This is a genomic window from Cupriavidus sp. FW305-46, assembly GCF_058787075.1.
In genome coordinates this window covers 63,111-85,171 of record NZ_JBYSZI010000016.1, presented here as the reverse complement: position 1 = coordinate 85,171, position 22,061 = coordinate 63,111, and the positions used below count along the sequence as shown (strand labels likewise).

24 protein-coding genes are annotated in these 22,061 nt (G+C 66.7%); 8 read left to right on the top strand and 16 right to left on the bottom strand.

What is annotated here, in order from left to right; translation table 11 throughout:
- Window positions 1–137 precede the first annotated feature (137 nt).
- Complete coding sequence (locus AC3WON_RS10530) at window positions 138–986, top strand: sulfurtransferase (RefSeq protein ID WP_492321424.1); 849 nt, start codon at window positions 138–140, stop codon at window positions 984–986.
- A 12-nt stretch (window positions 987–998) separates the two neighbouring features.
- Here the strand turns inward: AC3WON_RS10530 and AC3WON_RS10525 are convergent, their stop codons facing one another.
- The 5 genes from AC3WON_RS10525 to rpsP all read right to left on the bottom strand — a co-directional run bounded on the left by AC3WON_RS10525 (window position 999) and on the right by rpsP (window position 4,116).
- Window positions 999–1,679 carry a CoA pyrophosphatase gene (locus tag AC3WON_RS10525; RefSeq protein WP_010812923.1) on the bottom strand — a complete coding sequence of 227 codons (681 nt, stop codon included), beginning with the start codon at window positions 1,677–1,679 and terminating at the stop codon, window positions 999–1,001.
- 154 nt (window positions 1,680–1,833) lie between these two features.
- Window positions 1,834–2,226, bottom strand: a complete 393-nt coding sequence (gene rplS, locus AC3WON_RS10520) for a 50S ribosomal protein L19 (RefSeq protein ID WP_492321423.1) — start codon at window positions 2,224–2,226, stop codon at window positions 1,834–1,836.
- A gap of 75 nt (window positions 2,227–2,301) precedes the next feature.
- The gene (trmD, locus tag AC3WON_RS10515; protein ID WP_492351761.1) at window positions 2,302–3,084 is read right to left on the bottom strand and encodes a tRNA (guanosine(37)-N1)-methyltransferase TrmD; all 783 of its coding nucleotides are present in this window, start codon (window positions 3,082–3,084) and stop codon (window positions 2,302–2,304) included.
- A 42-nt stretch (window positions 3,085–3,126) separates the two neighbouring features.
- Complete coding sequence (rimM, locus tag AC3WON_RS10510) at window positions 3,127–3,750, bottom strand: ribosome maturation factor RimM (RefSeq protein WP_051398514.1); 624 nt, start codon at window positions 3,748–3,750, stop codon at window positions 3,127–3,129.
- Between the two features lie 111 nt (window positions 3,751–3,861).
- A complete protein-coding gene (gene rpsP / locus AC3WON_RS10505) occupies window positions 3,862–4,116 on the bottom strand; it encodes a 30S ribosomal protein S16 (RefSeq protein ID WP_010812927.1) in 255 nt (84 codons plus the stop codon).
- 152 nt (window positions 4,117–4,268) lie between these two features.
- On the opposite strand from rpsP, the gene AC3WON_RS10500 reads away from it, so the two are divergent.
- From AC3WON_RS10500 to AC3WON_RS10480, 5 genes are all read left to right on the top strand, one after another.
- A complete protein-coding gene (locus AC3WON_RS10500) occupies window positions 4,269–5,396 on the top strand; it encodes a PQQ-dependent sugar dehydrogenase (protein ID WP_492351760.1) in 1,128 nt (375 codons plus the stop codon).
- Window positions 5,397–5,549: 153 nt separating this feature from the next.
- Window positions 5,550–5,951, top strand: a complete 402-nt coding sequence (locus tag AC3WON_RS10495; protein ID WP_010812929.1) for a hypothetical protein — start codon at window positions 5,550–5,552, stop codon at window positions 5,949–5,951.
- Window positions 5,952–6,243: 292 nt separating this feature from the next.
- On the top strand, window positions 6,244–6,399 hold the full coding sequence (locus tag AC3WON_RS10490; RefSeq protein ID WP_492321420.1) for a hypothetical protein: 156 nt from the start codon (window positions 6,244–6,246) through the stop codon (window positions 6,397–6,399).
- 136 nt (window positions 6,400–6,535) lie between these two features.
- Window positions 6,536–7,027, top strand: coding sequence for an NINE protein (locus tag AC3WON_RS10485; RefSeq protein ID WP_492351759.1), 492 nt, complete (start codon window positions 6,536–6,538; stop codon window positions 7,025–7,027).
- 22 nt (window positions 7,028–7,049) lie between these two features.
- The gene (locus AC3WON_RS10480; RefSeq protein ID WP_492321418.1) at window positions 7,050–7,958 is read left to right on the top strand and encodes a LysR family transcriptional regulator; all 909 of its coding nucleotides are present in this window, start codon (window positions 7,050–7,052) and stop codon (window positions 7,956–7,958) included.
- Window positions 7,959–8,254: 296 nt separating this feature from the next.
- On the opposite strand, the gene AC3WON_RS10475 is transcribed toward AC3WON_RS10480, so the two are convergent.
- Complete coding sequence (locus AC3WON_RS10475; RefSeq protein WP_492351758.1) at window positions 8,255–9,490, bottom strand: PA0069 family radical SAM protein; 1,236 nt, start codon at window positions 9,488–9,490, stop codon at window positions 8,255–8,257.
- Window positions 9,487–9,990 carry an Lrp/AsnC ligand binding domain-containing protein gene (locus AC3WON_RS10470; protein WP_010812934.1) on the bottom strand — a complete coding sequence of 168 codons (504 nt, stop codon included), beginning with the start codon at window positions 9,988–9,990 and terminating at the stop codon, window positions 9,487–9,489. The genes AC3WON_RS10475 and AC3WON_RS10470 overlap by 4 nt, the downstream gene beginning before the upstream one ends.
- Window positions 9,991–10,098: 108 nt before the next feature.
- Between AC3WON_RS10470 and AC3WON_RS10465 the strand changes: the two genes are divergently transcribed.
- Window positions 10,099–11,403 (top strand): D-amino acid dehydrogenase, encoded by a 1,305-nt coding sequence (locus AC3WON_RS10465; RefSeq protein WP_492321417.1) that lies wholly within the window; start codon window positions 10,099–10,101, stop codon window positions 11,401–11,403.
- Window positions 11,404–11,480: 77 nt separating this feature from the next.
- Here the strand turns inward: AC3WON_RS10465 and AC3WON_RS10460 are convergent, their stop codons facing one another.
- The 8 genes from AC3WON_RS10460 to AC3WON_RS10425 all read right to left on the bottom strand — a co-directional run bounded on the left by AC3WON_RS10460 (window position 11,481) and on the right by AC3WON_RS10425 (window position 19,712).
- Window positions 11,481–13,265 carry an acyl-CoA dehydrogenase gene (locus AC3WON_RS10460; protein WP_492351757.1) on the bottom strand — a complete coding sequence of 595 codons (1,785 nt, stop codon included), beginning with the start codon at window positions 13,263–13,265 and terminating at the stop codon, window positions 11,481–11,483.
- 98 nt (window positions 13,266–13,363) lie between these two features.
- Window positions 13,364–14,299 carry an electron transfer flavoprotein subunit alpha/FixB family protein gene (locus AC3WON_RS10455; protein WP_492351756.1) on the bottom strand — a complete coding sequence of 312 codons (936 nt, stop codon included), beginning with the start codon at window positions 14,297–14,299 and terminating at the stop codon, window positions 13,364–13,366.
- Between the two features lie 18 nt (window positions 14,300–14,317).
- Window positions 14,318–15,067: an electron transfer flavoprotein subunit beta/FixA family protein gene (locus AC3WON_RS10450; protein ID WP_340523966.1), complete on the bottom strand. Its 750-nt coding sequence runs from the start codon at window positions 15,065–15,067 to the stop codon at window positions 14,318–14,320.
- A gap of 218 nt (window positions 15,068–15,285) precedes the next feature.
- Window positions 15,286–16,083 carry a MetQ/NlpA family ABC transporter substrate-binding protein gene (locus AC3WON_RS10445; protein ID WP_492321414.1) on the bottom strand — a complete coding sequence of 266 codons (798 nt, stop codon included), beginning with the start codon at window positions 16,081–16,083 and terminating at the stop codon, window positions 15,286–15,288.
- 47 nt (window positions 16,084–16,130) lie between these two features.
- Window positions 16,131–16,784, bottom strand: a complete 654-nt coding sequence (locus AC3WON_RS10440; protein WP_492351755.1) for a methionine ABC transporter permease — start codon at window positions 16,782–16,784, stop codon at window positions 16,131–16,133.
- Window positions 16,774–17,808 carry a methionine ABC transporter ATP-binding protein gene (locus AC3WON_RS10435; protein ID WP_492321413.1) on the bottom strand — a complete coding sequence of 345 codons (1,035 nt, stop codon included), beginning with the start codon at window positions 17,806–17,808 and terminating at the stop codon, window positions 16,774–16,776. Before AC3WON_RS10435 ends, AC3WON_RS10440 begins: the two co-directional genes overlap by 11 nt.
- Before the next feature lie 164 nt (window positions 17,809–17,972).
- The gene (locus AC3WON_RS10430; RefSeq protein WP_492351754.1) at window positions 17,973–18,776 is read right to left on the bottom strand and encodes an enoyl-CoA hydratase; all 804 of its coding nucleotides are present in this window, start codon (window positions 18,774–18,776) and stop codon (window positions 17,973–17,975) included.
- A 12-nt stretch (window positions 18,777–18,788) separates the two neighbouring features.
- Complete coding sequence (locus AC3WON_RS10425) at window positions 18,789–19,712, bottom strand: histone deacetylase family protein (protein WP_010812943.1); 924 nt, start codon at window positions 19,710–19,712, stop codon at window positions 18,789–18,791.
- Between the two features lie 149 nt (window positions 19,713–19,861).
- On the opposite strand from AC3WON_RS10425, the gene mltB reads away from it, so the two are divergent.
- Complete coding sequence (gene mltB, locus AC3WON_RS10420) at window positions 19,862–20,968, top strand: lytic murein transglycosylase B (protein WP_340523979.1); 1,107 nt, start codon at window positions 19,862–19,864, stop codon at window positions 20,966–20,968.
- Between the two features lie 71 nt (window positions 20,969–21,039).
- On the opposite strand, the gene cysM is transcribed toward mltB, so the two are convergent.
- Window positions 21,040–21,942, bottom strand: coding sequence for a cysteine synthase CysM (gene cysM / locus AC3WON_RS10415; RefSeq protein ID WP_010812945.1), 903 nt, complete (start codon window positions 21,940–21,942; stop codon window positions 21,040–21,042).
- Window positions 21,943–22,061 lie beyond the last annotated feature (119 nt).

Here is a 22,061-nt window from a genome sequence, read left to right as displayed (position 1 = left end):
CCCGGCATAGCCGATCGGAGTGCTTGGGAATGCGCGGCGGCGGCGCCCGCACGCGTTATAATTTCGCCTTTCCAATCAGGCAGTTATCGCAAGCCGTCGGCGCCCTCCGGGACGCGGCCGTGCAGGCGCAGTCTCCCATGCAGATCGTCAATATTTCCGCTTACAAATTCGTCTCGCTGGACGACATCGAGACCCTGCGCCCGGCCATGCGCGAGCGCTGCGAAGCGGCCGGCCTGAAGGGCACGATCCTGCTCGCGCCCGAAGGCATCAATATGTTCCTGGCCGGGCCGCGCGCAGCCATCGACGGTTTCATGGCCTGGCTGCACGCCGATGCGCGCTTTGCCGATATCGCGCCCAAGGAAAGCCTGTCGGAAAACCAGCCCTTCAAGCGCATGCTGGTGCGCGCCAAGAAGGAAATCATCACCATGAAGATGCCGCTGATCCGCCCCGAGGAAGGCCGCGCGCCGTCAGTGCGTCCGGCCGACCTGAAGCGCTGGCTGGACCAGGGGCACGACGACGAAGGCCGCCCGGTGGTGATGCTGGACACGCGCAATGATTTCGAAGTCGCGGTTGGCACGTTCGAAGACGCCGTGGAATATGACATCGCCAAGTTCAGCGAATTTCCCGAGGCGGTGGCGGCCCACAAGGCGGAGCTGGAAGGCAAGACCGTGGTGTCGTTCTGCACCGGCGGCATCCGCTGCGAGAAGGCGGCGATCCATATGCAGGAAGTCGGCGTCGAGCGCGTGTACCAGCTCGAGGGCGGCATCCTGAAGTACTTCGAGGAAGTCGGTGGCAGCCATTATCGCGGCGACTGCTTCGTCTTTGACTACCGCACCGCGCTGAACCCCAGCCTGGAGCCGGCCGGCCCCAAGCAGTGCTTTGCCTGCCGCGCGGTGGTCACGCCGCAGGAGCAGCAAAGCCCGCACTACGTGGTCGGCAAGAGCTGCCCCCACTGCATCGGCAGCAAGGACCAGGCCGCAGCGTAAGAAGCCGGCGGCTCAGGCCGCCAGCAGGTGGTAAAGATTGCGCAGCATGCCCGCGGTGGCACCCCAGATAAAGCGGTGGCCGCCAGTCTCGCGCGGATAGGGCATGGCGTAGAACACCCGCTCGCCGTCGACCCAGCGGAACAGCCGCCGTTCATGGTGGGACGGGTCCATCAGGAACGCGAGCGGCACCTCGAAGACATCGGCAACCTCCGAGGCATCCGGGCGCAGCGTGAAACCGTCGCGCACCAGCCCTACCACGGGGCTCACGTGGAAACCGGTGCCGGTGATGTAGTCCGGCAGCGCACCCAGCACTTCGACATAGTCGCGCGCCAGCCCCACTTCTTCCTCCGTCTCGCGCAGCGCGGTGTCGATACGGTTGACATCCCATGACTCCTGCCGCCCGCCCGGGAAGCTGATCTGCCCGGCATGCGCGCTCAGGTTGGCATTGCGCTGCGTCAGCAGCACCGTCAGGCCGTCATGGCGCTCCACCAGCGGCACCAGCACGGCGGCGTCGCGCAGCCCGCGGCTGCGGTCATAGACGCGCGATTCATCGGTCAGCTCCGGCGCCCAGGCCGGCGGCACCCGGAAGCGGTGCCGGATAAAGTCCACCTCAAGCCGCGGCGCGCTCAGGGCGCCGTTGCGCAGGTCGGTGTCGATGACGGGGAGGGATTCGGGATCGAAAGCAGGACGCATAACATCGCAAGTATGACAGAAGCGCGCATTCTGGCGCTGCAGCAAAAACGCCTGCCGCTTCCATCGTTTGTGCCGCGCCAATGCAAAAAGGGCACCCCGGGGGTGCCCTTCCTGAGGAAACGCTGGCCGGGCTGCCCCGGCCGGCGTGCCCAGCTTACTGCGCAGCCTTGGCAGCGACAGCAGCCTTCGACACCAGCTTCTCCTTGATACGTGCGGACTTGCCCGAACGCTGGCGCAGGTAGTACAGCTTCGCACGACGCACGTCGCCGCGACGCTTCACTTCGATGGCAGCGATCAGCGGCGAGTACAGCTGGAACGTACGTTCCACGCCTTCACCCGACGAGATCTTGCGCACGATGAAGGACGAATTCAGGCCGCGGTTGCGCTTGGCAATCACGACGCCTTCGTAGGCCTGCACGCGCTTGCGGTTACCTTCCACCACGTTCACGCTGACGATCACGGTGTCGCCAGGTGCGAATGCGGGGATGGTCTTGTTCGCGGTCAGACGCGCGATCTCTTCCTTCTCGATCTGCTCGATGATGTTCATCGTTTTTTCTCCGTAGCCATCGTGCCGGCGTTGTATGCCCCAGGCGTTGCCCGGGCCCCGGCAGAGGATGGGGTTTTACCTGGCGGGGGTCTCCCCCCGCCCTTCCTTCGCCGCCCATTCCGACAAGAACTTCTCGTCAGCCCGGGTCAGCAAACCTTGTTTGCGAGCGGCCTCGATCAGATCGGGGCGCTTGCTCGCGGTATTGGCCAGCGCCTGCTGGCGCCGCCATTTCTCGATCTCGGCGTGATGGCCCCCGAGCAGGATCTCGGGCACCCGCACGCCTTCATATTCTTCCGGCCGCGTGTAGTGCGGACAATCCAGCAAGCCGTTGACGAAGCTGTCCTGCACGGCCGACTGCGCATCGCCCAGCACGCCGGGCAGATGCCGCACCACGGCGTCGATCAGCGCCATCGCCGGCAGTTCGCCGCCCGACAGCACAAAGTCGCCGAGGCTGATTTCCTCGTCCACGCGGCGGTCGATCAGCCGCTGGTCGATGGCCTCATACCGGCCGCACAGCAAGACCAGGCCCGGCCGTTCGGCCAGCTCCATCACCTTGACATGCGACAGCGTCTTGCCCTGCGGAGACATCAGCACCACATGCGGCTTTGGCACGCCGGCCTGCGCCTGCGCCGCCACCGCGGCATCGATCGCGTCATCCAGCGGCTTGGCCAGCATCACCATGCCGGGGCCGCCGCCGTAAGGACGATCATCGATGGTGCGATAGTTGTCGACCGTGAAATCACGCGGATTCCAGGTACGCAAGCCATAGCGCTGCTGCTTGGCTGCCCGGCTGGTGATACCCCAGTCGGTCAACGCGCGAAACATCTCGGGAAACAGCGTGATCACATCGAACTGCATCCGCTCTCTCCCTTCCGAACCCCGCACCGCGAAGGCACGGGCTCAGTAATCGAGCCCCCAGTCGACCACGATGCGCTTGCCCGCGGTATCGACCGAGCGCAGGAACGCATCGACAAACGGGATCAGCCGTTCACCGGCCTTGCCGTCAGGGAGCACGCAGGCCACCTGCAGGATCTGGTGGGCACCGTTGTCGATCAGCCCGGACACCTCGCCCAGCAACTCGCCTTGCTCGTTGCTGACGGTGCAGCCGATCAGGTCGACCCAGTAGAACTCATCTTCTTCCGGCGCGGGAAAATCCGCACGCCGGATCCACACGCGACGGCCCTTGAGCGCTTCCGCAAGATTGCGGTCGGCCACGCCGGACGCTTGCGCCACGACGGTGCCGCTGTGCTCGCGCGACTGCGCGATCTTCACGCAGACGGGCTGGGCACGCGACGCATCGGCCGCCACCAGCCCCGCCTGCGGCGGTGCCAGCAGCCACCAGCGGCGGGCATGCAGCAGGGCCGAAGCATCATCGGCATGCGGCAAGACCTTGATCCAGCCGCGGATGCCGTAGGCAGCGCCAATATAGCCGACCTCCACCAGGTCTTCCGGCAGGGGGTCGGCATACAGGAGCGCCGCGGGCAGTTTGCAAGCCTTTTGCGGCTCGCCCTGGGGCTGAACCAGCGGTCGGTTCAGCGGCCGGGCGGCGCCCTGCTTTCGTTCAGTCACGTGTGCAATAAGAACGCGCCCGGCCGGCCGTAAAAACGGCTCGACGGGGCGCGCTGCAGGCGACTATCAGGCAGCAGCCTTGGCGGCGCCTTGCTTGACCAGGCGGGCAACGGTCGGCGACAGCTGGGCGCCAACACCTTGCCAGTAGGCCAGGCGGTCTTGCGCCAGGCGCAGGCCTTCTTCACCTTCCGTAGCCAGCGGGTTGTAGAAACCAACGCGCTCAATGAAACGACCATCGCGACGGTTGCGCGAGTCGGTGGCGACGATGTTGAAGAACGGGCGCTTCTTGCTGCCGCCGCGAGCCAGACGGATAACGACCATGGAATGATTCCTCAGAAAACGGGGTGTTCGAGGACGTTCGAACACGAAACGCAAGAGTATAGCCCAATTACCGAGGCCAAACAAACACTTAGGTGATTGACGCGCGCCTGCCGTGCAGGCATCGTGGCAAAAACCGCGACAGGAGGCCCGACATGCGCCCCGTTCTGCACTTCATGGCCCGCACCTTACGGCCAGCTTCCCTGCTCGCCATTGTACTGCTGGCAGGCACCGGGTCCGCGCCGGCCGCCCTGCCGCTGGACCAGGTCCGGCTGCCGCCTGGTTTCCGCATCGAGGTGCTGACGCAGGACGTGCCGGGCGCACGCGCCATGGCGATGTCGCCGTCGGGCACGCTCTTCGTCGGCTCGCGCAGCGAAGGCAAGGTCTACGCGGTGACCGACGCGCTGGGGGCCCGGCCGCGCGTGCGCACGGTCGCCACCGGGCTGCGCATGCCGGTCGGCGTGGCGTTGCACGACGGCAGCCTGTATGCGTCCTCGGTGTCGAAGATCGTGCGGATCGACCATATCGAGGCCAGCCTCGACCAGCCGCCGGCACCAACGGTGGTGAGCGACCGCTTCCCGACAGACGGGCATCACGGCTGGAAATTCATCGCCTTCGGCCCCGACGGCTACCTCTACGTGCCGGTCGGCGCGCCATGCAATATCTGCGCGCCGGACGAGAACCGCTACGCCAACATCATGAAGATGAAGCCCGACGGCAGCGACCTGCAGGTAGTGGCACGCGGCGTGCGCAACACCGTCGGCTTCGACTGGCACCCGGCCACGCGCGAGCTGTGGTTCACCGACAACGGCCGCGACCGCATGGGCGACGACGTGCCCGACGACGAGCTCAACCGCGCCACCGCTGCCGGCCAGCATTTCGGCTACCCGTACTGCCATGCCGGCACGGTTGCCGATCCCGAATACGGCAGCCAGCGGCCCTGCGCCGAGTTCGTGCCGCCGGTGGCTCGCCTGGGCGCGCACGTCGCGGCCCTGGGCATGCGCTTCTACACCGGCACGCAATTCCCGGCGGCCTACCGCGACAACGTCTTCATTGCCGAGCACGGCAGCTGGGACCGCAGCGAGCCGTCCGGCTACCGCGTGGTCCGCGTGGCGCTGGACGATGCCGGCAAGGCGGTGCGCCAGGAGGTGTTCGCGCAGGGCTGGCTGCGCGGCGGCAGGCCGTGGGGCCGCCCGGTCGACGTCCTGGTTGCGCCGGACGGTTCGCTGCTGGTCAGCGACGACCTTGCCGGGGCCATTTACCGCATCCGCTACCGACCCTGAATCCCGCTGAAAACCCCACGGAACGGGGGTCTGGGTGGCCGAAACAATCCGTTACACCGGTAACGGGATTGGCATAGGCGCCCCGATGGCCCATGCGTACCATGAACCCATCTTCCAACAGCAACACAGCGCGTCAGGAACCTGGGAATCCGCATGCTCACCCGCTCTCTCCTGCGCGACCTGGTGGCTGGCATCCTGGTGGCCTCGGGCCTGGTCGGCGCGGTTGCCACCAGCCATGCCCAGGTCGCGTTCTGGCAACAAGTACGGCCCGATAGCCGGTCCGCACGGATGCAGCCGCAGCCCCGCGACGGCTGGCAGATGGCCAGCGTGCGCGCCGAGAGCCGCGAGCACGTGCAAGCCCAGATCGACCGCATGGAGGCACGTGCCCGTGCCGACGATCGCCTGAGCGGGCGCCGCGCCGCACTGGCTGGTGCCCGCGACGACAACCGCGGCCGGGGCCAGGAACGCGACAACCCCAATGAAGCCCGCAACGACTCCCGGCCAGGCAACGTCGGCCCCGGCTGGCAGGCACGTGGCCGCGACAATGGCCGATAAAGGTCACTGCTGACGGCTGTCGGCACACCCCCGCCCGTCGCCGCACTGCCCAACGGTCTTGCGGCGGTTCGCGGAACTCCGCCCCCGCTCCCCCGGTCTCTATTCAAGTGTGCGCCCCGCTTTGCGGGTGCCACGCACAGGCTGCCGCCCGGCGCTGCCCGGGGCTCACAGCGTGCCGTCCAGTGCAGACGGCAATCGAACTGACCTGCCTCTGCCCGACACCTCCTGCCGGACCCGATCAAGACGGCCCGGGCGCAGCCTCCAGAAAGACAATAATTCTGTGAGGTTTGTCATGTCACCCCTTCTTAGCGACCTGGCCGAACACGCGGGCCAGTTATCGCTGTCAATCCTGTTCATGGGCCTCCTGACCCTGGTCCTCTACGGCGAAACCCATATCAGCGAGCACGCGGTGGCCTTCCTGGACGGCCTGCAGTCCGGCTGGCATTAGCGCCGTCCTGCGCGTCTTCTGACGCACTTCCCTTTCTTGCGCTGACTGCCGGCGTACAATGTGGGCCGGCCGGTACCCGTGTGCCGCCGTTCCTGTGCCGGTGCATTGCCGGCCCGCAACCGCCGGAAATCCGACCATGCCTGCAGCCACGCCAGCCCGCCATGCCTCCACGCTCGCCTCGCCGCCCGCCCGCGGCAAATCGAAGCTGTTGACCGTGGCGCTGGCGTTCCTGTGCGGCAGCCTGGGCGCGCATCGCTTCTACCTGGGCGGCCTGCGCGATCCGTATGGCTGGGTGCACCTGCTGGCGCTGCTGGCAGGCGCGCTCGGCGTGGCCTCGATGGCGACCGGCGCGGGCAGCGCGGCGCTGAACTGGACCTTCGCCGTCGCCGGCGGAGCCTCCGTCATCAGCGCCTTCCTGGCGGCCATCGTCTACGGGCTGCGCCCGGACGACAAATGGGACGCACGCTTCAACCAACTCGGCAAACCTACACGCTCCGGCTGGCCGGTAGTGATCCTGGTGATCCTGTCGCTGCTGATCGGCACCGGCCTGCTGATGGCAGGGCTGGCGATCAGTTTCCAGACCTTCTTCGAATCGCAGGTCGAGGCCGCCCGCGCGTTGTCGCAATAGCGGCCGCGGCGGCATTGGCGCCGTGCATTTCGACCTGCTCGACATTGCCGTCTTCGTCCGCGCCGCGGCGCTGGGCAACCTGTCGGCCGCCGCACGCGACCTGGGCTTGTCCACCTCCAGCGCCAGCGCCCGCCTGGGCCGGCTGGAACAGTCGCTGGGCAGCCGCCTGCTGCATCGCACCACACGGCGGCTGGCACTCACCGCCGACGGCGAGCGCTTCCTGCCGCATGCGGAGCAGTTGCTTGCCACCGCGGATCTGGCCAGCGCATCGGTCGGCACCAGCGCCGAGCGCCCGCGCGGGCAGTTGCGCGTGACCGCGCCGGCGTCCTTCGGGCGCCAGCATGTCTCGCCAGCGCTGCCCGAATTCCTCGCCGCCTATCCCGATATCGCGCTTGACCTGCGCCTGACCGACCAGGTGATCGGACTGGTCGATGCCAGCATCGACGTGGCGCTGCGCATGGGCGTGCTGCCCGATTCCACGCTGGTGGCACGCGCGCTCGCACCCAGCCACCGCGTGATCTGCGCCTCACCCGCCTACCTGCAGCGCCACGGCGTGCCGCGCCACCCGGACGACCTGCGCCAGCACAACTGCCTGGTGCTGGCCGACCAGTCGGCGTGGCGCTTCAATACGCCACTGGGCGAGACCGTGGTGCACGTGCGCGGCAACCTGCGCGTGGATAACGGCGAAGTGCTGCGCGACGCGGTGGTGGCCGGCGTCGGCATCTCGCTCAAGTCGACCTGGGATGTGGGCCCGCTGTTGCGCAGCGGCGCGCTCGTGACAGTACTGGACGAATACCCGGTGGTGCCGGCAGTGTCGATCTGGGCAGTGTTTCCCAGCCGGCACCTGGTACCGCCCAAGACACGCGCCTTCGTGGATTTCTTCGCCGAGCGCTTCGGCAACCCGCCCTATTGGGACCGGCCCGATACCTAGAGCGCACTGCGCGCTTGCGCACGATCAAGGCCGGCGCAAACGGCGGTTCTCCTTTCCGCCAATTCGCCCATACTGGTAGAGCCGTCCGATTCCGGCGGCGTCACGCGCGGCGGGGCCACACCCTGGCGCAAAGGAGCAAGCATCGACATGCCAACCTATGAGGAAGGACGCCTGGCGGCGATCGCTGTCAGGCTGGCGCTGTCCTCGGGACTGCCGCCATCGAGCGCGAAGGCCGCGCTGGAACTCGCCAGCAGCATGATCGGCGACCAGCAGGCCACCGAACGCGCCCGGAAGACTCAGAACAGCGAACCCTGCGGATCGTCCTTGCCGCGGGGCCCCCTGACTGGCGGGCGGAAACGCGACGTATCCAGCTCGAACCGGTTGTAACGAAACCCTAGCCGTTCGGCGGCCTTGTAGAAACGCTGACGCAGCAAGTCCGCCCACACGCCCGTACCGCGCATGCGCGAGGCAAAGCTGGCATCGTAGGCTTTGCCCTCGCGCATGTCGCGCACGCGGTTCATCACCCGTTCCGCGCGCTCGGGAAAATGCGCCAGCAGCCATTCCTCGAACAGCGGCCGCACTTCCCAGGGCAGCCGCAGCACGATGTAGTTTGCATAGACGGCGCCCGCTTCGTGCGCCGCTTCCAATACACGCTCAAGGTCGGGTTCGGTGACGAACGGGATCACCGGGGCGATGCTCACACCCACCGGGATGCCGGCGTCGGTCAGCGTGCGGATGGTGCGCAGCCGGCGTGACGGCGTGGCCGCGCGCGGTTCCAGCGTGCGCGCGATGCCAGCGTCCAGCGTGGTGATGGTGACCGCCGCCACCGCCAGCCGCTTCGCCGCCATCGGCGCGAGCAGGTCGATATCGCGCTCGATCAGAGACGACTTGGTAATCAGCGCCACCGGGTGGTCGCACTCGTTCAGCACCTCCAGCACGCCGCGCGTGATGCGCTGTTCGCGCTCGATCGGCTGGTAGGCGTCGGTGTTGACGCCCAGCGCGATGGTCTCGCAGCGGTACGACGGCCGTGCCAGCGCCTCGCGCAGCCGCTCGGCGGCGTTGGTTTTGGCATAAAGCTGCGTTTCAAAGTCCAGCCCCGGCGACAGGTCCAGGTAGGCGTGCGTCGGCCGGGCGAAGCAGTAGATGCAGCCGTGCTCGCAACCGCGGTAGGGGTTGAGCGAGACATCGAACGGGATGTCGGGCGATGCATTGCGCGTCAGGACCGAACGGGCGCGCTCGATATGGACTTCCGTGCGCAGCGGCGGCAGCGGGGCTGCCTCCGGCGACGATGCGGCTTCGGTGGTACGCGGCGCCTCTTCCGGTGCACTGCCCCAGCCATCGTCGAACGCTTCACGCAGGTCGCGCTCGAAACGCCCCTGCAGGTTGCTCACGGCGCCCCGGCCCTTGCGCGCCACGGGCGGCCGCGGGCCTGCCTGCGGCGCGAGCGCGTCGGGGTCGGCGTCGGGCCGCGTCGGGCGGCTGCTGGCGGGCTTGGGTTTTGGCGGGGGGCGCTCCATGCTGGCCTTGGTCATACTGCCTGGCTCTTCTCCTCGACGGAAATCGCCAGCGTCTCCTTGATCTCTTCCATCACCACATAGCTTTTCGACTGCGCTGCGCCGGGCAGCTGCAGCAGGATGTCGCCCAGCAGCCGGCGGTATTCACCGATCTCGCGGATGCGCGCCTTGATCAGGTAGTCGAAATCGCCCGATACCAGGTGACATTCCAGCACTTCCGGGATACGCAGCACCTCGCGCCGGAACTGCTCGAACATATTGCCCGACTTGTTGCCCAGCGAGATCTCGACGAACACCAGCAGCGCGCTGCCCAGCAGCGCCGGGTTCAGCCGCGCGTAGTAGCCCATGATGACACCATCGCGCTCCAGGCGCTTGACGCGCTCGATGCAGGGCGTGATGGTCAGGCCGACCGCCTCGGCCAGGTCCTTCATCGACATCCGGCCGTCGCTCTGCAGCGCCGTCAGGATCTTGCGGTCGAGCCGGTCGAGGGTGCGCATGGGCTGGCGACTCGTTCTCATGAGTTTTTCCTGTTTTCCTGAGAAATTCGATAACAATGACTGGATTGGATTCAATAGTATAGAGATAAATCCTTTATCAACTTGTCACCGCAGTTGGAGCCCCCGGACATGCGCGTTCTCGTACTAGGCAGCGGCGTTATTGGCGTCACCAGTGCGTGGTATCTGGCCAAGGCCGGTCACGAAGTGACCGTCGTCGACCGCGAGGCCGGGCCCGCGCTCGGCACCAGCTTTGCCAACGCGGGGCAGATCTCGCCCGGCTATGCGTCGCCGTGGGCGGCGCCGGGCGTACCGCTGAAGGCGATCAAGTGGATGTTCCAGGAACACGCGCCGCTCAGCATCCGTCCGGACGGCACGCTGTTCCAGCTGCAATGGATGTGGCAGATGCTGCAGAACTGCAGCGCCGAACGCTACGCCGTCAACAAGGAGCGCATGGTGCGGCTGGCCGAATACAGCCGCGACTGCATCCGCGCGCTGCGCGCGGAGACGGGCATCGCTTATGAAGGCCGCCAGCAAGGCACGCTGCAGGTGTTCCGCACCGACGAGCAGCTGCAAGGCGCGGCCAAGGACATCGCCGTGCTGGAAGAAGCCGGCGTGCCTTACCAGTTGCTTTCGCGCGAGGAACTCGCCGCGAGCGAACCGGCGCTGGCCGCCGTCCGCCACAAGCTGGCCGGCGGCCTGCGCCTCCCCAACGATGAAACCGGCGACTGCGCGCTGTTTACGCAACGGCTCGCGGGCATGGCCGAGCTGCTGGGCGTGAAACTCCTGTACAACCGCTCGATCGACAGCCTGATGACCCAGGGCGATGCCGTCACCGGCGCCGTGGTCGACGGCCAGCCGATGGATGCCGACCTGGTGGTGGTGGCGCTGGGCAGCTGGTCGACGCAACTGGTCAAGCCGTTCCTGCATGGCATGTCCAACCTGCCGGTGTATCCGCTCAAGGGCTTCTCGATCACGGTGCCGCTGAGCGATCCGTCGCGCAGCCCGGTGTCCACCGTTCTGGACGAAACCTACAAGGTTGCCATCACCCGCTTCGACGACCGCATCCGGGTGGGCGGCATGGCGCAGATCGTCGGCTATGACCGCAGCCTGGATCCGGCCAAGCGCCGCACGCTCGAACACGTGGTCACCGACCTGTTCCCGGGCGCCGGCGATGTCAGCCAGGCCACCTTCTGGACCGGCCTGCGCCCGATGACGCCGGATGGCACGCCGATCGTGGGCCCGACCCAGGTGCGCGGCCTGTGGCTGAACACCGGCCACGGCACGCTCGGCTGGACCATGGCCTGCGGCTCGGGCAAGCTGCTCTCGGACCTGGTCTCGGGCACCTCGCCGGCGATCCGCGCCGACGACCTGTCGGTGGGCCGCTACCTGAAGCCGGCGCGCCATCGCCTGGCGCCCAGGCCGGCCACTGCCTGAAGCAGGCGCTGCCTCGATAAGCAAAAAGGGCGACCCCGCGGGGCCGCCCTTCTTCTTTCCGGCGACTGTCAGGCCGCTCAGAACTGCTCGGCCGTCATCGCATTCACCGGTGCCGCACCACTGACGATGGCATCGCGCAAAGCCGACGCCTGCGACAGGATGTGCTCCGCAAAGAAATGCGCGGTGGCGATCTTGGCGTCATAAAAGCCCGGATCCTCGGCCCGCTTCGCATCGGCGGCCAGCATCGCACGACCGAACTGCCAGCCAGAGAACACGATGCCGCACAGCTTCAGGTAAGGCACACTGCCGGCAAAGACGGCGTTCGGGTCGGACTTGGCATTGGCCACGACAAACGCCACCACGTCTTCCAGCGCCGCGCGGCCCTTGGCCAGTTGCGCCTGTACCGCGGTGAACCCGGCGCAGCTGTGCTTGCCCAGCGCAGCCTCGGTCTCGGCGATCTGCGCACAGATCGCACGCGCCACGGCGCCGCCGTCGCGTACGGTCTTGCGGCCGATCAGGTCGTTGGCCTGGATTGCCGTGGTGCCTTCGTAGATCGGCAGGATGCGCGCATCGCGGTAGTGCTGCGCCGCGCCGGTTTCCTCGATAAAGCCCATGCCGCCGTGCACCTGCACGCCCAGGCTGGTGACATCGATCGACAGCTCGGTGCTCCAGCCCTTCACCACCGGCACCAGGAACTCATAGAAGGCCTGGTTCTGCTGGCGCACCGCTTCGTCGGGATGCTGGTGCGCCGCGTCGCTGGCGGCCGCGGCCACGTAGGCCACGGCGCGCGCGCCTTCGGTCAGCGCGCGCATGGTCATCAGCATGCGCTTGACGTCCGGGTGGTGGATGATGGTCACCGCCTCGCGCGCCGAACCATCGACCGGGCGGCTCTGCACGCGCTCGCGCGCAAAGGCCACCGCCTGCTGGTAGGCGCGTTCGGACACGGCGATGCCCTGCATGCCGACCGAGAAGCGTGCCGAGTTCATCATGATGAACATGTACTCGAGGCCACGGTTCTCTTCGCCGACCAGCGTGCCGGTGGCGCCGCCATGGTCGCCGAACTGCAGCACTGCCGTGGGACTCGCCTTGATGCCCAGCTTGTGCTCGATCGAGACGCAATGCACGTCGTTGCGCTCACCGGTGCTGCCGTCGGCGTTGACCATGAACTTCGGCACGATGAACAGCGAGATGCCCTTGACGCCCTCGGGCGCGGTGGGCGTGCGCGCCAGCACGAGATGGACGATGTTCTTTGCCATGTCATGCTCGCCGTAGGTGATGAAGATCTTGGTGCCGAACACCTTGTAGGTGCCGTCGCCCTGCGGCTCGGCGCGGGTGCGCACCGCGGCCAGGTCCGAGCCGGCCTGCGGCTCGGTCAGGTTCATGGTGCCGGTCCACTCGCCCGAGATCAGCTTGGGCAGGAAGGTGGCCTTCTGCTCATCCGTGCCGGCCGTCAGCAGCGCTTCGATGGCACCATCGGTCAGCAGCGGGCACAGCGCGAACGACAGGTTCGCGGTGTTCAGCATCTCGTTGCAGGCGGTGGCGACCAGCTTGGGCAGGCCCTGGCCGCCAAACTCCTGCGGATGCAGCACGCCCTGCCAGCCGCCCTCGCCGAACTGGCGGAAGGCCTCCTTGAAGCCGGGCGTGGTGGTGACCACGCCGTCCTTCCAGCTGCTCGGGTCCAGGTCGCCGGCGCGGTTCAGCGGCGCGACGACCTGCTCGTTGAACTTGGCGGCCTCGTCCAGCACTGCCTCGGCCGTTTCCGGCGTGGCTTCCTCGAAGCCCGGCAGTTTGCTCACGGCCTCTAGCCCGGCCAGCTCGTTCATGACGAACAGCATGTCCTTGATCGGCGCACGGTAAGTCATCGATGTCTCCCAACATGTATGAAAAAGCCGTTCGCGGGTCACCCCCGGAACGGCTCGTACTTGCTACCCGTGCCGGCCGCCTGGCGGCCGGCAAGGCATCAGCCCAGTGCTGCCACCAGCTCCGGCACCACGGTGTTCAGGTCGCCCACCAGGCCGTAGTCGGCCACGGAGAAGATCGGGGCTTCGGCATCCTTGTTGATCGCGACGATCACCTTGGAGTCCTTCATGCCGGCCAGGTGCTGGATCGCGCCGGAGATGCCGACGGCGATGTACAGCTGCGGCGCGACGATCTTGCCGGTCTGGCCGACCTGGTAGTCGTTCGGCACGAAGCCGGCGTCCACGGCGGCGCGCGAGGCACCCAGCGCGGCGCCCAGCTTGTCGGCCAGCGGCGTCAGCACCTTGGTGTAGTTCTCGCCCGAACCCACGCCACGGCCACCCGAGACGATGATCTTGGCGGCGGTCAGTTCCGGACGGTCGCTCTTGGCCACTTCGCGCGAAACAAACTGCGAAACGCCTGCGTCGGCCACGGCCGGCAGGGTCTCGACGGCAGCCGAGCCACCTTCGGCTGCGGCGGCGTCAAAGGCGGTGCCGCGCACGGTGATGACCTTGATCTTGTCTTCCGACTTGACCGTGGCAATGGCGTTGCCGGCGTAGATCGGGCGCTCGAACGTGTCCGGGGCGTCGACCTTGGAGATTTCCGAGATCTGGGCCATGTCCAGCTTGGCAGCCACGCGCGGCAGGATGTTCTTGCCGTACGGGGTGGCCGGAGCCAGGATGTGCGAGTAGTCGTTGGCGATGGCCAGCGCCTGCTCGGCCACGTTCTCGGCCAGGCCGTCACCGAAGTACGGGGCGTCGGCCAGCAGGACCTTGGTCACGCCGGCGATCTTGGCGGCGGCATCGGCCGCGGCCTTGGCGTTGGCACCAGCCACCAGCACGTGCACGTCGCCGCCGCACTGGGCAGCGGCAGTCACGGTGTTCAGCGTGGCGGCCTTGATGGATTGATTGTCGTGTTCAGCAATGACGAGTGCAGTCATGTTATTTCTCCCCCGCGCTCAGATAACCTTGGCTTCGTTCTTCAGCTTCTGCACCAGCGTCGCGACGTCCGGCACCATCACACCCGCGCTGCGCTTGGCAGGCTCGACCACCTTCAGGGTCGACAGGCGCGGCTTGACGTCGACGCCGAGGTCTTCCGGCTTGACGGTATCGAGCTGCTTCTTCTTGGCCTTCATGATGTTCGGCAGCGTCACGTAGCGCGGCTCGTTCAGGCGCAGGTCGGTCGTGACCACGGCCGGCAGCTTGAGCGACAGCGTTTCCAGGCCGCCATCGACTTCACGCGTCACCGAGGCCTTGCCATCGGCAACCACCACCTTCGAGGCAAACGTGGCTTGCGGCAGGCCGGCGAGCGCGGCCACCATCTGGCCGGTCTGGTTGGAGTCGTCGTCGATGGCCTGCTTGCCCAGGATCACCAGTTGCGGCTGTTCCTTGTCGATCAGCGCCTTCAGCAGCTTGGCCACGGCCAGCGGTTGCAGGTCTTCGTTCGATTCCACCAGGATGCCGCGGTCGGCACCGATGGCCATCGCGGTGCGCAGGGTTTCCTGGCACTGCGTGACACCGCACGAGACGGCGATCACTTCGGTGGCAACGCCGGCTTCCTTCAGGCGCACGGCCTCTTCCACGGCGATTTCGTCGAAGGGGTTCATGCTCATCTTCACGTTGGCCAGATCGACGCCACTGCCGTCCGGCTTGACGCGGACCTTGACGTTGTAATCCACCACCCGCTTGACTGCGACGAGTACTTTCATGCGCTCACTCCACTGATAGCTGATAGTCAGAAATATTGTTCGCTCGTCATTATAACCACCGGGTTGGCGGCTCTCCTGTTTTTCGAACGATCGTACTATTTTATCGGCAAAATAATGCCGGGCATAGCCCGGCAGATCCCAGCCGTCCAGCGATTGTGCCGCAAACCGGGGCTTGCGGGCATCGTCTGATTGGATGAAAACCTCAAAGTGACGCCGGCTTACCAGGCGGTAATGACCGAGTCCTTGAAGGTCGATGTGACGTATTGCTTGATTTCCGGCGAATGGTAGGCCTTCACCAGCTTGGCCACCCAGGGCTTGCTCTTGTCGGCCTCGCGGATCGCGATCAGGTTGGCATAAGGACCCTTCGGGCCTTCGATGGCGATGGCGTCCTTGACGGGCGACAGGCCGGCCGATTCCGCGTAGTTGCCGTTGATGGCGGCGGCATCCAGGTCATCCAGCGAGCGCGGCAGCTGCGCGGCGTCCAGCTCGACGATGCGGATCTTCTTCGGGTTCTCGACGATGTCCAGCGGCGTGGCCTTCAGGCCGGCGTTGGGCTTGAGCTTGATCACGCCCTTGCTCTGCAGCAGCAACAGGCCACGCCCGCCGTTGGTGGGATCGTTGGGCACGCCCACGCGCGCGCCCTGCTTGAGCTGGTCGAGCGACTTGATCTTCTTGGAGTACACGCCCATCGGGAAGGTCACGGTATAGGCGATATGCGCGAACTTGTAGCCGCGGTCCTTGATCTGGGCTTCCAGGTACGGCAGGTGCTGGTAGCTGTTGGCGTCCAGGTCGCCGGCAGCCAGCGCGGCGTTGGGCTGGATGTAGTCGCTGAACTCGACCACCTGGATGTTCAGGCCGTCCTTGGCGGCGACCTTCTTCACCTGTTCCATGATCTGGGCGTGCGGGCCGCCGGTCACGCCGATCTTGATCGGCTTTTCCTGGGCGACGGCGCCAGTGGCCAGCGTTGCGCCGATCGCGGCGCCGAGAATCCATTGCAGCAGGTTGCGACGTTGCATGATATGCGTTCCTGTTTCAGAAAATAATTGGCTTGGGCAGTGGCTGACTAGCGGTGGCTGATACGGCGGACAAGCCAGTCGCCGAAACTCTGCACGGCCTGCACGAACACGATCAGGATCACCACCACCGCCACCATGACCTCGGTGATATAGCGCTGGTAGCCGTAGCGGATGCCCAGGTCGCCCAGGCCGCCGCCGCCGATCGCGCCGGCCATGGCCGAATAGCCGACCAGGCTGACAAAGGTGATGGTCAGGCCGGCGACGATGCCGGGCATGGCCTCGGGCAGCAGCACCTTCCACACGATCTGGCGGGTGGTGGCGCCCATCGACTGGGCGGCCTCGACCAGGCCCTTGTCGACCTCGCGCAGCGCGCTTTCCACCAGGCGCGCGATAAACGGGATCGCCGCGATGGTCAGCGGCACGATCGCCGCGGTGGTGCCGATCGACGACCCGACGATAAAGCGCGTGAACGGGATCACCACCACCAGCAGGATGATGAACGGGATCGAGCGCACCGCATTGACCACCACGCCGACGCTGCGGTTGAACAGCGGATGCGACAACACGCCGCCGCGGTTGGTCAGGTGCAGCAGCACGCCCAGCGGCACGCCCAGCAACGAGCCGACCACGCCCGAGATCGCCACCATCAGCAGGGTCTCGTTGAACGAGGTCAGGAACAGGTCAAACATTTCAGACCACATGCTCGAACTCCTCCACCACGACGCCTTGCGCCTGCAGGTATTCCATCGCCGCCTTCACGTCGGCCAGTTCGCCCGTGGCCATGATCGCCAGCGAGCCGAAGGCCTGGCCCTGGATCTCGTCGATATGGCCATGCAGGATATTGAAGTCCAGCCCGTAGCGGCGGATCGCCTGGGCCAGCACCGGCTGGTCCACGCCCTCGCCGGTGAAGGCAAGGCGGTAGACGTGGTCGCGCCCGTTGCCCAGCCGGCTTTCCACGCGCTTGAGCACGCTGGCCGGCAGTTCCTGCGAGATGACGTCGCCGATCATGGCGCGGGTGACGTCGTGCTGCGGGCGCAGGAATACGTCGATCACGCGCCCGGTCTCCACCACCTGGCCGGCTTCAAGCACGGCCACGCGGTCGCAGACCTGCTTGATGACTTCCATCTGGTGCGTGATCATCACGATGGTCAGGCCCAGGTCGCGGTTAATTTGCTTGAGCAGATCCAGGATGGAGCGGGTGGTTTCGGGGTCCAGCGCGGAAGTGGCCTCGTCCGACAGCAGCACCTTGGGCTTGCTGGCCAGCGCACGCGCAATGCCCACGCGCTGCTTCTGCCCGCCGCTGATCTGCGCCGGATAGCGGTCCTTCAACGCCGACAGGCCCACCAGGTCCAGCAGCGGCAGCACCGTCGCGGCGATCTCGGCCTTGGGCTTGCCGGCCAGTTCCAGCGGCAGCGCCACGTTCTCATACACCGTGCGCGAAGACAGCAGGTTGAAGTGCTGGAAGATCATGCCGATCTCGCGGCGTGCCAGGCGCAGCGCGCCCGTGTCCAGCGCGGTCAGTTCCTGGCCCGCGACGATCACGCGGCCGCTCGAGGGCCGGTTCAACAGGTTGATGGCGCGTACCAGCGTGCTCTTGCCGGCGCCGCTGCGGCCGATAATGCCGAAGACCTCGCCCGCCGCTATCGACAGGCTGACGTCCCGCAATGCATGCACGTCGCCAGACGCGCCCGGGAAGCGCTGCGACAGTCCTTGCAGTTCGATCATGGAAAGGTGACCAAAAGAAAACGGCAACAGGCGAGGGATCTCCAGCGCTGTTGCCGCTCGTTATTTTTCTGAAGCGCGTATTTTATGCGATTCGCTTCATACCATAAACGACTTTTTACCGATGTCTTTATACGCTCCCGGCATATAAACGCCGAAAAAGTCGCCTATGAGCCACGCCAGGACGGCGAGCGCTTGTCAATGAAGGCCTGCACCCCCTCCAGCGCCGACTCGTCCATCATGTTGCAGGCCATGGTCTGGCCGGCGAGCTGGTAGGCGGCCTCGATGCCCATTTCCAGCTGGCGGTAGAACAGGCCCTTGCCGGCGGCCACCGCGGCGGCCGGCTTGGCGCAGATGCTGGCGGCCAGGCGCGCCACCTCTTCGTCGAGCTGGCCAGCGGGCACCACCCGGTTCACCAGCCCGCGCTCGCGGGCGGTTTCGGCGTCGATCATGTCGCCGGTCAGCAGCATCTCCATCGCCTGCTTGCGATGCAGGTTGCGCGACAACGCCACCCCGGGCGTCGAGCAGAACAGGCCCAGGTTGACGCCGGACACCGCAAAGCGCGCATCGTCGGCGGCCACCGCAAGGTCGCACATGGCCACCAGCTGGCAGCCCGCCGCCGTGGCGATGCCCTGCACGCGCGCAAGCACCGGCTGCGGCATCTTCTGGATCGCCATCATCATGCGCGTGCAGCGGTCGAACAGGCGCCGGTAGTAGTCGTGCGACGGCGAGGCCCGCATCTCGCGCAGGTCGTGCCCGGCGCAGAAGGCCTTGCCGGCGCCAGCCAGCACCACCACGCGCACGGTGTGGTCCGACGCCAGCCGGCCGAGAGCGTCGGTCAGCGCGTCGAGCAGCGTTTCTGACAGCGCATTGAACGCCTGCGGCCGATTCATGGTCAGTCGCACCACGCCCGCGGCATCGCGCGTTTCGGTCAGCAGCGGCGCGTCCACGCGCGCATCGTTCTCGGCCATGGCCATGCTCTCCTATCGTTCCAGCAGCACCTTCAGGTGCGCCAGCACGCTGCGGCCCAGCGCGCTCAGGTTGTAGCCCCCCTCCAGGCAGCTGACGATGCGGCCCTGTGCATGGGCGCGCGCAACGTCCACCAGCTGGCCGGTGATCCAGGCGTAGTCCTGCTCCACCAGGCCCATCTGGCCCAGGTCGTCCTCGCGGTGCGCGTCAAAGCCGGCGGAGATAAACAACATCTGCGGGCGGAACTCATTGAGCCGCGGCAGCCAGATGGTCTCGACCACTTCGCGCACGGCCATGCCGTTGGTATAGGCCGGCAGCGGGATGTTGACCATATTGGGAGCAAGATGCTCGGTGCCGCTGTACGGATAGAACGGGTGCTGGAAGATGCTGCACATCATCACCTGCTCGTCGCCACGGAATGCCGCTTCGGTGCCGTTGCCGTGGTGCACGTCGAAATCGATGATGGCCACGCGCTCCAGCCCGTGCGCCCGCAGCGCGTGGCGCGCGGCGATGGCGACGTTGTTGTAGAAGCAGAAGCCCATCGCGCGGTCAGGCTCGGCGTGGTGGCCGGGCGGGCGCACGCAGCAGAACGCGTTCTCGAACTCGCCCGCGATCACCGCATCGGTGGCCGCTACCGCCGCGCCCGCGGCCAGCGTGGCGGCGGCGAGCGTGTGCGAGTTCATCGAGGTATCCGGATCGATCGCGTGATAGCCGCTGGCCGGGCTGGCGCGTTCGAGCGAATCGACATAGTCGGGCCGGTGCACGCGCTCAAGCTGCTCGCGCGTGGCGGGCGGGGCTTCGCGGCGCTCCAGCAGCCCGTCCAGGCCGTGCGAAATCAGGTGATCCTCGATCGCCTGAAGGCGTTCCGGGCACTCCGGATGGAAATGCCCCATCTCGTGCCGCTGGAACTCGGGGTGCGTGTAATAGCCTGTCGGCATCTCTTATCGTCGCGATGTTGTCTCCAATCGCTACGTTAGCACACGCCAGCCCAAGCCACCCAGCGGCGCCGGCGCGCGATGTCGTGACGGCTTGCCCATAGTTGCCGCAGTGGCATCCGCTATACTCGGTGCGACTTGCAAAGGACATCATGACCGACACCCAGCGCTCACTGCGACGCCCCCTGCTGGGCGCCGCGCTTTCCGCTGCCGCACTCGGACTCTGCGGCCTCTCCCCCAGCCTGCTCGCCGCGGGCAAGCGCCGCGTCAGCATGCGCGAGGAAGAGATCGAACCCGGCCGCTACCGCGACAATCCGCAGACCCGCGCATTTATCGACGAGATGGTGGCCCGCCACCGCCTTGACCGTGGCATGCTGCAGGAGTGGTTTGGCCAAGCGGTCTATTCCGCCACCGTGGTGCGCCTGATCATGCCGCCCGCCACCACCGGCCGCAAAAGCTGGCGCACCTACCGCTCGCGCTTTATCGAGCCGATCCGCATCAACGCGGGCGTGCGCTTCTGGCAGGACAACCGCGACACGCTGCGCCGCGCCGAAGCCGAGTTCGGCGTGCCGGCATCGGTCATCGTCGGCATCATCGGCGTGGAAACCATCTATGGCCGCGACATGGGCACCTTCCGCGTGCTCGATTCGCTGTCCACGCTCGCCTTCGACTACCCGGACACGCCCAACCGCGAAGCCCGCACCACGCTGTTCCGCAACCAGCTGGCCGACTACCTGCTGTGGTGCCGCGACACCCGCACCGACGTGTACTCGGTGCTGGGCTCCTTCGCGGGCGCGATCGGCATCCCGCAGTTCATGCCGACCAGCCTGCGCGAATACGCCATCGACTACGACAACAACGGCCGCATCGACCTGCGCAACAGCCCTACCGATGCCATCGGCAGTGTCGCGCGCTTCCTCCAGCTGCACGGCTGGGAGCCGGGCCGCCCGGTGGTGTGGCGCATTGCCGGCGACGCCGGCAGCCTGGGTGTCGCCACCGCGGCGGCCGACGGCGAGCCGTGGCCAACGCGCACGCTCAACCAGCTGACCCGCGCCGGCCTGCGCGTGGACGAGCCGATCGACCCCGCGCGCGAAGGCGAGACCGGCGTGCTGGTGGTGGACTTGCCCACCCCCGACCAGCCCACGGAGTACCTGCTCGGCCTGCGCAACTTCTACGTGCTGACACGCTACAACCGCAGCTTCTTCTATGCGCTGGCGGTGTACCAGCTGGGCGAGGCGGTCAAGGCGGCGATGGGCTGATGCCAGCTGCCCGCCAAAGCAAGAAAGGCCTCGCATTTGCGAGGCCTTTCTTGCTTTGGCACCGGTTCAGGTCACGCCGGGAACACGCCGGTCGACAGGTAGCGGTCGCCGCGGTCGCACACCACGAAGACGATAGTGGCGTTCTCCACTTCCTCGGCAATGCGCAGCGCCACGCAGAGCGCGCCCGCGGCCGAAATGCCGCAGAAGATGCCCTCTTCGGACGCCATGCGCCGCGCCATGTGCTCGGCATCGCCCTGGCTCACCGGCTCGGTGCGGTCGATGTAGCTGGCATCGTAGATCTTGGGCAGATACGCCTCGGGCCACTTGCGGATGCCCGGGATGCGCGAGCCTTCGGCCGGCTGCGCGCCGATGACCTGGATCTCCGGGTTCTGTTCCTTCAGGTAGCGCGACACGCCGGTAATGGTGCCGGTGGTGCCCATCGCCGAAACGAAGTGGGTGATGCGGCCGTCGGTATCGCGCCAGATCTCCGGCCCGGTGCCCTCGTAGTGCGCCTGCGGGTTGTCCGGGTTGGCGAACTGGTCGAGGATCACGCCCTTGCCGTCGCGCTCCATCGAATCCGCCAGGTCGCGCGCGTACTCCATGCCGCCCTTGACCGGGGTCAGGATGATCTCGGCACCGTAGGCCGCCATGCTCTGGCGGCGTTCGAGGCTCAGGTCCTCGGGCATGATCAGCACCATCTTGTAGCCGCGGATGGCGGCCGCCATGGCCAGCGCGATGCCGGTATTGCCGGAAGTCGCCTCGATCAGGGTGTCGCCCGGCTTGATGCGCCCGCGCGCCTCGGCCCGGGCGATCATCGACACCGCGGGGCGGTCCTTGACCGAACCGGCCGGGTTGTTGCCTTCGAGCTTGCCGAGGATCACATTGCCGCGCGCGTCGTTGGCGGCACCGGGGATGCGCTGCAGTCTGACCAGCGGCGTATTGCCGATGGTGTCTTCAATTGTCTTGTAGGCCATGGAGCGAGGGGTCGCGAAAGGGGGTCGCAAACGGGGGATTCCAATTCGCCGGCCATTGTAATCCAGACACCTATCCCTCGCCGGCAGGCGGGATTTACGCTGCCACCCACCCGCCTGCG

Excerpts from the sequence above, each read along its gene's own strand:
- AC3WON_RS10530 (WP_492321424.1), top strand. The coding sequence starts at position 138 with ATGCAGATCGTCAATATTTCCGCTTACAAATTCGTCTCGCTGGACGAC.
- AC3WON_RS10525 (WP_010812923.1), bottom strand. The coding sequence starts at position 1,679 with ATGCGTCCTGCTTTCGATCCCGAATCCCTCCCCGTCATCGACACCGAC.
- rplS (WP_492321423.1), bottom strand. The coding sequence starts at position 2,226 with ATGAACATCATCGAGCAGATCGAGAAGGAAGAGATCGCGCGTCTGACC.
- trmD (WP_492351761.1), bottom strand. The coding sequence starts at position 3,084 with ATGCAGTTCGATGTGATCACGCTGTTTCCCGAGATGTTTCGCGCGTTG.
- rpsP (WP_010812927.1), bottom strand. The coding sequence starts at position 4,116 with ATGGTCGTTATCCGTCTGGCTCGCGGCGGCAGCAAGAAGCGCCCGTTC.
- AC3WON_RS10500 (WP_492351760.1), top strand. The coding sequence starts at position 4,269 with ATGCGCCCCGTTCTGCACTTCATGGCCCGCACCTTACGGCCAGCTTCC.
- AC3WON_RS10495 (WP_010812929.1), top strand. The coding sequence starts at position 5,550 with ATGCTCACCCGCTCTCTCCTGCGCGACCTGGTGGCTGGCATCCTGGTG.
- AC3WON_RS10490 (WP_492321420.1), top strand. The coding sequence starts at position 6,244 with ATGTCACCCCTTCTTAGCGACCTGGCCGAACACGCGGGCCAGTTATCG.
- AC3WON_RS10485 (WP_492351759.1), top strand. The coding sequence starts at position 6,536 with ATGCCTGCAGCCACGCCAGCCCGCCATGCCTCCACGCTCGCCTCGCCG.
- AC3WON_RS10475 (WP_492351758.1), bottom strand. The coding sequence starts at position 9,490 with ATGACCAAGGCCAGCATGGAGCGCCCCCCGCCAAAACCCAAGCCCGCC.
- AC3WON_RS10470 (WP_010812934.1), bottom strand. The coding sequence starts at position 9,990 with ATGAGAACGAGTCGCCAGCCCATGCGCACCCTCGACCGGCTCGACCGC.
- AC3WON_RS10465 (WP_492321417.1), top strand. The coding sequence starts at position 10,099 with ATGCGCGTTCTCGTACTAGGCAGCGGCGTTATTGGCGTCACCAGTGCG.
- AC3WON_RS10460 (WP_492351757.1), bottom strand. The coding sequence starts at position 13,265 with ATGACTTACCGTGCGCCGATCAAGGACATGCTGTTCGTCATGAACGAG.
- AC3WON_RS10455 (WP_492351756.1), bottom strand. The coding sequence starts at position 14,299 with ATGACTGCACTCGTCATTGCTGAACACGACAATCAATCCATCAAGGCC.
- AC3WON_RS10450 (WP_340523966.1), bottom strand. The coding sequence starts at position 15,067 with ATGAAAGTACTCGTCGCAGTCAAGCGGGTGGTGGATTACAACGTCAAG.
- AC3WON_RS10445 (WP_492321414.1), bottom strand. The coding sequence starts at position 16,083 with ATGCAACGTCGCAACCTGCTGCAATGGATTCTCGGCGCCGCGATCGGC.
- AC3WON_RS10440 (WP_492351755.1), bottom strand. The coding sequence starts at position 16,784 with ATGTGGTCTGAAATGTTTGACCTGTTCCTGACCTCGTTCAACGAGACC.
- AC3WON_RS10435 (WP_492321413.1), bottom strand. The coding sequence starts at position 17,808 with ATGATCGAACTGCAAGGACTGTCGCAGCGCTTCCCGGGCGCGTCTGGC.
- AC3WON_RS10430 (WP_492351754.1), bottom strand. The coding sequence starts at position 18,776 with ATGGCCGAGAACGATGCGCGCGTGGACGCGCCGCTGCTGACCGAAACG.
- AC3WON_RS10425 (WP_010812943.1), bottom strand. The coding sequence starts at position 19,712 with ATGCCGACAGGCTATTACACGCACCCCGAGTTCCAGCGGCACGAGATG.
- mltB (WP_340523979.1), top strand. The coding sequence starts at position 19,862 with ATGACCGACACCCAGCGCTCACTGCGACGCCCCCTGCTGGGCGCCGCG.
- cysM (WP_010812945.1), bottom strand. The coding sequence starts at position 21,942 with ATGGCCTACAAGACAATTGAAGACACCATCGGCAATACGCCGCTGGTC.